Origin of the sequence: Pseudomonas sivasensis, from assembly GCF_013778505.1 — a bacterium.
In the GTDB taxonomy this organism is placed as follows: domain Bacteria; phylum Pseudomonadota; class Gammaproteobacteria; order Pseudomonadales; family Pseudomonadaceae; genus Aquipseudomonas; species Aquipseudomonas sivasensis.
The window spans coordinates 1-7,437 of sequence record NZ_JAAOWU010000040.1 but is presented as its reverse complement, the minus strand read 5'-3'; the positions used below and the strand labels follow the sequence as shown (position 1 = coordinate 7,437).

General features: G+C 64.5%; 9 protein-coding genes. 3 read left to right on the top strand and 6 right to left on the bottom strand.

Annotated elements, in window-relative coordinates; genetic code table 11:
* Positions 1–179: 179 nt before the first annotated feature.
* The 5 genes from gspD to gspG are packed head-to-tail and all read right to left on the bottom strand — an operon-like array spanning position 180 to position 5,391.
* Complete coding sequence (gene gspD / locus G9Q84_RS28950) at positions 180–2,486, bottom strand: type II secretion system secretin GspD (RefSeq protein ID WP_181644540.1); 2,307 nt, start codon at positions 2,484–2,486, stop codon at positions 180–182.
* A complete protein-coding gene (gene gspM / locus G9Q84_RS28945; protein ID WP_122681462.1) occupies positions 2,483–2,995 on the bottom strand; it encodes a type II secretion system protein GspM in 513 nt (170 codons plus the stop codon). The genes gspD and gspM overlap by 4 nt, the downstream gene beginning before the upstream one ends.
* Entirely contained in the window at positions 2,988–4,058 is a 1,071-nt protein-coding gene (gene gspL / locus G9Q84_RS28940; RefSeq protein ID WP_181644539.1) for a type II secretion system protein GspL, read from the bottom strand. Before gspL ends, gspM begins: the two co-directional genes overlap by 8 nt.
* Entirely contained in the window at positions 4,055–4,933 is an 879-nt protein-coding gene (gspK, locus tag G9Q84_RS28935) for a type II secretion system minor pseudopilin GspK (protein WP_163034928.1), read from the bottom strand. The genes gspL and gspK overlap by 4 nt, the downstream gene beginning before the upstream one ends.
* Before the next feature lie 8 nt (positions 4,934–4,941).
* A complete protein-coding gene (gspG, locus tag G9Q84_RS28930) occupies positions 4,942–5,391 on the bottom strand; it encodes a type II secretion system major pseudopilin GspG (RefSeq protein WP_032885405.1) in 450 nt (149 codons plus the stop codon).
* A gap of 148 nt (positions 5,392–5,539) precedes the next feature.
* Between gspG and gspI the strand changes: the two genes are divergently transcribed.
* Complete coding sequence (gene gspI / locus G9Q84_RS28925; RefSeq protein WP_032885406.1) at positions 5,540–5,905, top strand: type II secretion system minor pseudopilin GspI; 366 nt, start codon at positions 5,540–5,542, stop codon at positions 5,903–5,905.
* On the opposite strand, the gene G9Q84_RS28920 is transcribed toward gspI, so the two are convergent.
* Positions 5,892–6,323 (bottom strand): type II secretion system protein N, encoded by a 432-nt coding sequence (locus tag G9Q84_RS28920; RefSeq protein WP_032885407.1) that lies wholly within the window; start codon positions 6,321–6,323, stop codon positions 5,892–5,894. The genes gspI and G9Q84_RS28920 overlap by 14 nt on opposite strands.
* A 93-nt stretch (positions 6,324–6,416) precedes the next feature.
* Here G9Q84_RS28920 and gspH point away from each other — a divergent pair, with 93 nt between their 5' ends.
* The gene (gene gspH, locus G9Q84_RS28915) at positions 6,417–6,869 is read left to right on the top strand and encodes a type II secretion system minor pseudopilin GspH (protein ID WP_032885408.1); all 453 of its coding nucleotides are present in this window, start codon (positions 6,417–6,419) and stop codon (positions 6,867–6,869) included.
* Positions 6,866–7,437 (top strand): type II secretion system protein GspJ (locus G9Q84_RS28910; RefSeq protein ID WP_181644538.1); only part of this gene is annotated, 572 nt, incomplete at its 3' end. The genes gspH and G9Q84_RS28910, both read left to right, overlap by 4 nt.

Here is a 7,437-nt window from a genome sequence, read left to right as displayed (position 1 = left end):
TGCGTTGGGATTTGGCCCAGGCGTAAGGGAGAAGGCTCACAAGGTATCTTCCTGACCGAGCACGGTCCAAATGTGGGAGGGGGCTTGCCCCCGATAGCGGTGGGTCAGTGTGTACATCTGTGGCTGACACACCCTCATCGGGAGCAAGCCCCCTCCCACATTCAAATCTTCATTTGGATTCATGGCCGTGCACCTACCGGTACAGCCCGAATCACCGCCCTCGGCCCCGGCTGCTGACCGCCCGGAATCGCCTTCTCCACCGAAGGCAACTGCGGCGCCTGCACATCCGGCATCGCCCAACTGTGTTCCGGCTGCAACCCACCCTGCGCCCGACGCATAAACTCATAGCGGTTCAAGGTAATACTGCGCCCCGCCCCACTGTCGCGAATGATGTAAGGCCGCAAAAACACCATCAAGTTGGTCTTGCTCACACTGCGCTTCTCATTGCGAAACAACGCCCCCAACCCCGGAATATCCGATAGCCACGGCACCGCGTCGTTGCTCTGGCTATAGCCATCCTGCAGCAACCCACCCAGCACCATGATCTGCCCGTCATCCAGCAGGATGCTGGTATCGATCGCACGTTTGTTGGTCACCGTGCCCGCTGCCACCGACGCCCGGGAATCCACACTGCTGACTTCCTGATAGATATCCAGCTTCACCGTGCCGCCCTCGGAAATCTGCGGGCGCACGTTTAGCTTGAGCCCCACTTCTTCGCGCTGCACGGTCTGGAACGGGTTATTGCTGGTGCCCCCGCCGCCGGTCACATAACTGCCGGTGACAAACGGAATCGTCTGCCCCACAAAAATGCTCGCCGCTTCGTTATCCAGGGTCAGCAGGTTGGGCGTGGACAGCACGTTGGTGCCGCCCTTGCTCTTCAAGGCGCGGGCCAGCACCTTGAGGTCGAGCACCTTGCCGATCCCTGGAATATCCACAGTGCCGTTGACCAGGCCAATGTTCAGGCCCTTGGGCAACACATCAATGCTGGTAGGACTGGCGGGCGTGCCATTCACACCGCTGCCGCCGAGGTTGACGCCGCCAAACCCGCCTTTGCCCGCCAGGTTGCCGGCCTGCCATTGCACGCCGAATTCCGTGGCGTCGTCCTCGCCAACTTCGACGATCAGGCTTTCGATCACCACTTGGGCGCGGCGTTGATCGAGCATGTCGATCACTTCCCGCAGGTTGCGGTACAGCGGGTCCGGCGCGGAGATCAGCAAGGTGTTGGTGGTGGCGTCGGCCTGGATGGTCACGCCGCCGGCGCTGAACGCAGTGTCCTGATCCTTGGACGGGCTGGCGGTGGAAGGTGAATCCTGGCCATAGCTCGATTGCACGCCACTGCCGGTGGGCGTACCACTGCTGTTCTGCGCATTGCTGGCTGGGGTGGTGTTCTGGCCATTGCCGCCCATGGCGCTGAGTTTGCTGCGCGCCTCGTCGCTGACCCCGGCGTCACTCTCGCCGGTCAGCAACCCGCGCAGCGACTGGGCCAGCTTGCCCGCCTGGGCGTTGCGCAGGTACACCACGTGCATGTTGCTGGGGTTGCTTTGGGCGTTGTCGAGCTTGTAGATCAAGTTACGCGCCAGCTCCGTGCGCTCGGGGCTGCCGGAGCGAATGATGATGGAGTTGGAACGCGGATCGCCAATCACATTGATCTTCTGGGTCTGGTCGGCCCCCTGGGTTTCCAGGAGCTCGGCGACCATGGCCGCGATATCGACAGCAATGCCGTTCTGGATCTGCACCACGTCAGTGTCGATGGCGCTGGGCGTGTCGATGCCACTGATGATCTGCGCGACCCGCGCGAGGTTTTCTGCATAGTCGGTGATGACAATGCTGTTGTTGCCGGGGTAGGCGTTGATCGGGTTGTTTGGCGACACGATGGGGCGCAGCACCGGGATCAGGTTCACCGCGTTTTCGTATTGCAGGCGGAAGGTACGGGTCTGCATGCCGCTGCTGCCGGCGCTGTAGATCGGCCCGCCGAGCAACTTGGCATCGGCCTCCGGCACCACCTGGGCCACGCCGCCGACATCAACCACGCTGAACCCCTGCATGCGCAGCGCCGCCAACAGCATGTCGTAGGCCTGATGCGCGGGGACCTGGCCTTCGCTGACCAGGGTCAGGTTGCCTTTGACACGTGGGTCCACCAGGAACTGCTGACCGGTAGCACGGGACAGTGCGCGCACCACGGCCTGAATATCGGCGTCGACAAAGTTGAGCTGCACCGGTTGGTCGCCCAGCGGATTACGTGCCTTGACGGTCGTCGGGGCCTGGCCTCGGGCGCTGTTGGTCACCCGGTGCTGTATGGCAGGTTTGGGGACAAGTTCGCGCTGGCGATCCAGCACGGTATCGCCGCCGCGGCGGGTCTCGGCCAACGGCTGGCCGAGTTCGCTGTCCACCAACAACGGCTTGGTGGCCTGCTGGGTGCTGCACGCACTGAGCGCCAGCAACAGCAGTGGCGCGGCCATACGAAAAGGGGGGACTGACCACTTCATGAAGCTTCCTTAGCGCCAAGCGCCTGATCCATGCGAACGGTCCCGGACACAGTGCCGGCCGAAGTGTCGACGGTGTCCGGGGCACGCTGCAAACGTGCCTCGGACACTTCCAGAGAAAAGGTTCGGGGATTGCCCAACAACCAGCCCACCACAGCGTCCGCCGGGGCGTTGTCGAAGGTCAGGCGCCAACCGCCAGCATCCAGCGCCTGCAACTGGTAATGCTCGCGCAGACCGGCGCTGTCCAAGGCCTGGCGCAGCGCAGCTTCGTCGGCGGGCCGAGGTGCTGTGACGTCCTGCAACAGCACCTGCAACGCGGCAGCCTGGGCGCGCAGCTTGGGGGTTTCGGCTTGCCAATAGTCGATCTTTTTAAGCGCGGGCTGGACCAGAATCAGCCAGGTCAACAGGCTCGCCAGCACCAGACCGGCCCCCACCAGCATGCGTTTTTCACGCAGGGCCAGGCCGTTCCAGAACACATGGGTCTGGCTGCGTACGCGGTGCCATTTATTCATCGCCGGCTCCAGGTTTTTCCGCGATCTGGGCGGGCGCAATGCTCCACCCACGGTCGTCCCGTGTGGCGGCAAAACCTGCCTGGGCCAACGCGGCTTGCCACTCGCCCTCGGCCGCCGGGCTGCGGCTGTCAGCCAGCAGTTCCAGGTGCAATCGCCCCTGCTCGAAGGTCAGGGTGTCGACGCTGCCCACCATAAACGGCAGATGGCTGCCCACCAGTTGCAGCAGGCTGGGAAAGCGCTGGCCGGGGTCGGCGGCGGCGCCAGTCTGGCGTGCAGTCAGTTGCTGACGGGCCTGCTGCAACGGGTTGAGCACCACCGGCAATTCAGGAAACGCCTGGCGTACCTGCTGGCTCATCAACGCCTTGAGCCGCTGGCCTTCATCCGCCTGGCGGGCGGCGTACAGGTTGAGGCCGACCGTCCACACGACGGCAGCCAACGCGACACAGCCCAGCGCCCTGCCCCAGCCACCGCTGGACGCTTGGCTGAGACGCGCGTGCAGGCCCCAGCTCGGCACGGCACCGGCCCAACGCTGCGCCGCGTCCACCAGCGGCACATCGAGCGCCTGCAAACCCAGCGGGTGCACCGCTGCTTGTTGCAGGCTGTCGCGCGTCAACAAATAGCCTTCATCCAACGCCGCAGCCCCTACCGGCAAGGCATAGGGCGCGGGATACAGGCCGCGCAGTTTGAGTGGCGCCTGCGCCAGGACCTGGCTGAGTCGCTCCAGCCCAGCCTTCGGCACCCAACCAACCTGCACGCGGCCATCGCTTTCGCGCGGGCCGTGAGCCACTTGCATCTGTTCCACTGGGCCGAGGATCAACGCCTGGGCCGCGCAGGCCACGGCGGCATGGGTTTTGGCGGCAGGCAGTGGCGGCAATTCGAGGCTTGTCAGCAGGCTGTCGCAGGGGTGCAGAAAGCAGTCCACCGCGTGGCGGCCCTTGCCCAATTGCGCCAGGCTCTCATGGCCTTCAGAGGCCACCGTGCCACGCTCCCACCAGGCCCATTTCACCCGGCTGTCCACACTCAATTCAGCCAGCGGCGGCAAGGCAATGCGCAAGCGTTTCATACGCCCACCCGCGACCAGATCACCTGGGGCCGGCGGTTTTCCGGACGGTGCAGCAGCGCGTCGAGGGTCACCCGACGTTGCTCCTGCCGCGCCTGGCCTTGCAGGCGAAACCACTCGCTGGTGATGCCGACCTGCACTGAGTCCACCGCCACCTGGGGCAAGTGCAGGCGATTGACGAAATCCCCCCGGTTGATAAACCAATGCCCGCCGTCACGCTCAGCCACCAGCGCCTGGGCCTGGGACAGACTCAGTTGGGGCACCACGGCGCTGAGCACTTCGGCGCGGGCGGTGTTGCCGTTGACCCAAGTCATGTCGGGCAGCACGCTGATATAGGTCTGCATGCGCTGCAACACCGCGGCGTCGAGGCCTTCCACACCGCTCAAGTCATCCAGGCTGCGCAGCATCGGGTACTTGGCGGGCGTATCGAGTTGCGCATAGGACGCGATGACCCGCTGGCTGATACGCCGGCTCACCGCCGGGTCAACGCCGATCAGGCGGCACAGGCGTTCAAAACTCTGCAGTTGCTCGGCATCCACCCGCTGGCGATTGACCAGGTTGCGCAGGTTGAACTTGCCCTGCTCGTCTTCAACCCGACCTTCGAATGTGCCGCCCTGAGCGCGGGCCCAAGGTTGGTCAAGGCGGGTCAGCACGTCTTTCTGGCGCGCCTCCCACAGCATCTGTCGGCTGCGCTCAAGCCCTCCCTGCAACAGCCACTGGCCCTGCGTGCGCATCTGCTCGGCTTCCAGGCTGCGGGTAAACACGGTCTGGCGCGTGAGCATGGCGCCGGCGATCACCGCGACCACGGCGGCGATCAGCAACGCGCTGATAATCGCCATGCCGCGCTGCTTCGCCGCTGGGGGCGAATACTGTTTCATGGCGCGCCTTACAACTGCCAGGAGCCAATATCGGCATTCACGCCATCGCCATCCGGCTGGCCATCGGCGCCGAGGGAGAACACATCGACTTCACCATTGGCGCCCGGGTTGAGGTAGTGATACGGGTGGCCCCACGGGTCATTCGGCAATCGGTCAAGGTAGGCGCGCCAGGTGTTGGTCTTGGCATCCGCCGGGCGTTCCACCAGCACTTTCAGGCCCTGGGTCATGTTCGGGTAAGTGCCGTGGTCGAGGCGGTAGAGTTTCAGCGCCTGCATCAAGCCGCCGATGTCCTGCCTGGCCGCCGTGGCCCGCGCCTGGTCCGGCCGGTCGAGCACCTTGGGCACCACCATCGCCGCCAGAATCCCGAGGATGACCACCACCACCATGATCTCGATCAAGGTAAAGCCACGCTGGCCGCGAGGGCCTGGCAATGGGGACGTTAGGCGCGCGATATCCATCTCGACATTCCTTGGGTTGGGTGCATTTCGTGGCGCAGTGTTGCAAGAACATATGTCAGTCGTATTGAAAATCCTCGGGAGGTTCGGTCGCCAATCGGTCAACTCGCGGCGCTAGTCTGCGGGCCTGTTTACGGGCTTTGAGAGCGCCATGTACGGCCATCGCAACGAGCAAGGATTTACCCTGATTGAAGTGCTGGTGGCGCTGGCGATCATTGCCGTGGCCATGGCCGCCGCTGTGCGTGTGGCCGGATTGATGACCCAGAGCAACGGGCTGCTGCGGGATAAGTCGATGGCGTTGCTGGCGGCCCAAAGTCGCCTGGCGGAGGTGCGCCTGGAGGGCGGCCTGCGAAGCGGCAAGAAGACCTTCGAGTGCGACCAGGGCCGCTTGAAGCTGCGGTGCGAACAGACCGTCAGCGCCGATGGCCCGCTCTTTCAAATTAGCGTGTTGGTGCTCGACGCCAGCCGTGAGGCGCCGCCCCTGGCGCGGCTCGCCACCCAGGTCATGGCCGAGTGAGGCGCGGCAACGCAGGGGCATCCGGCAACTTATCGAGGTTGACGCGCAGCTTCTCGCCACCGCGCTCAATCTCCACGCCATCGCCTTCGATAGCCGTCAGCCGCACGCCAGGGCTGAGGCGTTCACCCAAAAGAAAACTGCGCGGCGGGCCGTCGTTGAGGCTGAGGATCGCCACCGCACCGCGCGCGCCAGCGAGTACGCCAGTGACCTTGACCTGCAACGCCGTCGGCGCATTGGCAAACCATTGCAGCGCCGGGTTATCGCTGCGTGCCGCCAGAGCCTGCGGGGTGGCCTGGGGCGTGTGGGATTCGGCGGACGTGAGTAGCAGCGGCGTCCACACCACCCCGCCAGCCAAAGCCGCCAGCAACGCACCGATCTGCACGCCCTGGGCGGGTGAAAAACGCAGGGAAAAAGCCATGAGTGGGACCTCCTGTTTGTCCGTGTCTCCAGCGTACAGGCCAATTCGCACGTTTTTATTTCACAACCTCGCCAGTTCAGCAGGTGCCCCACGATGAAACAGCACGGCTTCACCCTGATCGAGCTAATGGTGGTGCTGGTAATCATCGGCATCGCCAGCGCGGCCATCAGCCTGAGCATCAAGCCTGACCCGCTGCACCTGCTGCGCAAAGACGCCGAGCGCCTGAGCCAATTGCTGCAAGTGGCCCAGGCCGAAGCCCGCGCCGACGGCCGCCCGATTACCTGGCGCGCCGATGCCAAAGGGTTTCGCTTCAACCGTCGCCGTGATGACGGGATGGGCATGGAGGCGTTCCAAGGCGATGCCCAATTGCGCCCACGCTTATGGGAGAGCACGCCGATGCAAATCAACATCGAACCCCGGCAAACCCTGGTGCTCGATGCCGAGTGGATCAACCCACCCGTGCGTGTGGTGCTGTCCGACGGGCAACACAGCCTAAGCCTGCAACGCGATGCCGCCGGTTTGATGCGCGTGGTGAGCCAGCCATGAGTTCATCGCAGAAAGGCTTCACCCTGATCGAAGTGATGGTGGCGATCATGTTGATGGCGGTGGTCAGCCTGATCGCCTGGCGCGGCCTCGACAGCGTGACCCGCGCTGATCATCACCTGCAGGCGAGCACGGAACAGACTGAGGCGTTGTTGCGAGTGCTGAACCAGCTGCAGCGGGACATCAGCCTCCGGGCCAGCGTCGAACTGACCGCACCGACAGACGACGCCGACGGACTGGCCGCGGTGACGGTGCGCAGCTCTGACAGCAAGGGGTTTGAGTTGGACGTGATTCGTCGTGCACCGGTCGCCGGGGATGGGCTGCAACGGGTGCGCTGGTGGCTCAAGGGCGACAACCTGTATCGCGCGGCGGCGCCTGCGCGGGATCGGTTTCCGTTGCCGGCGGCCAAGGATGGCGTGGTGGTGTTGACGGGGGTGAGCGATTTGCAGGTGCGGGTGTGGGAGACGGATAAGGGCTGGCGGCAGTTGAGTGGGAATCGGCGGGGGGATCCTTTGGGGTTGGAGGTTAGGCTGGTCAGGCAGACCGCTCAGGGGGTTGAGCGGTATCGGCA

Bases quoted from the DNA above. Each gene is read 5' to 3' on its own strand.
- gspD (WP_181644540.1), bottom strand. From the start codon at position 2,486: ATGAAGTGGTCAGTCCCCCCTTTTCGTATGGCCGCGCCACTGCTGTTG.
- gspM (WP_122681462.1), bottom strand. From the start codon at position 2,995: ATGAATAAATGGCACCGCGTACGCAGCCAGACCCATGTGTTCTGGAAC.
- gspL (WP_181644539.1), bottom strand. From the start codon at position 4,058: ATGAAACGCTTGCGCATTGCCTTGCCGCCGCTGGCTGAATTGAGTGTG.
- gspK (WP_163034928.1), bottom strand. From the start codon at position 4,933: ATGAAACAGTATTCGCCCCCAGCGGCGAAGCAGCGCGGCATGGCGATT.
- gspG (WP_032885405.1), bottom strand. From the start codon at position 5,391: ATGGATATCGCGCGCCTAACGTCCCCATTGCCAGGCCCTCGCGGCCAG.
- gspI (WP_032885406.1), top strand. From the start codon at position 5,540: ATGTACGGCCATCGCAACGAGCAAGGATTTACCCTGATTGAAGTGCTG.
- G9Q84_RS28920 (WP_032885407.1), bottom strand. From the start codon at position 6,323: ATGGCTTTTTCCCTGCGTTTTTCACCCGCCCAGGGCGTGCAGATCGGT.
- gspH (WP_032885408.1), top strand. From the start codon at position 6,417: ATGAAACAGCACGGCTTCACCCTGATCGAGCTAATGGTGGTGCTGGTA.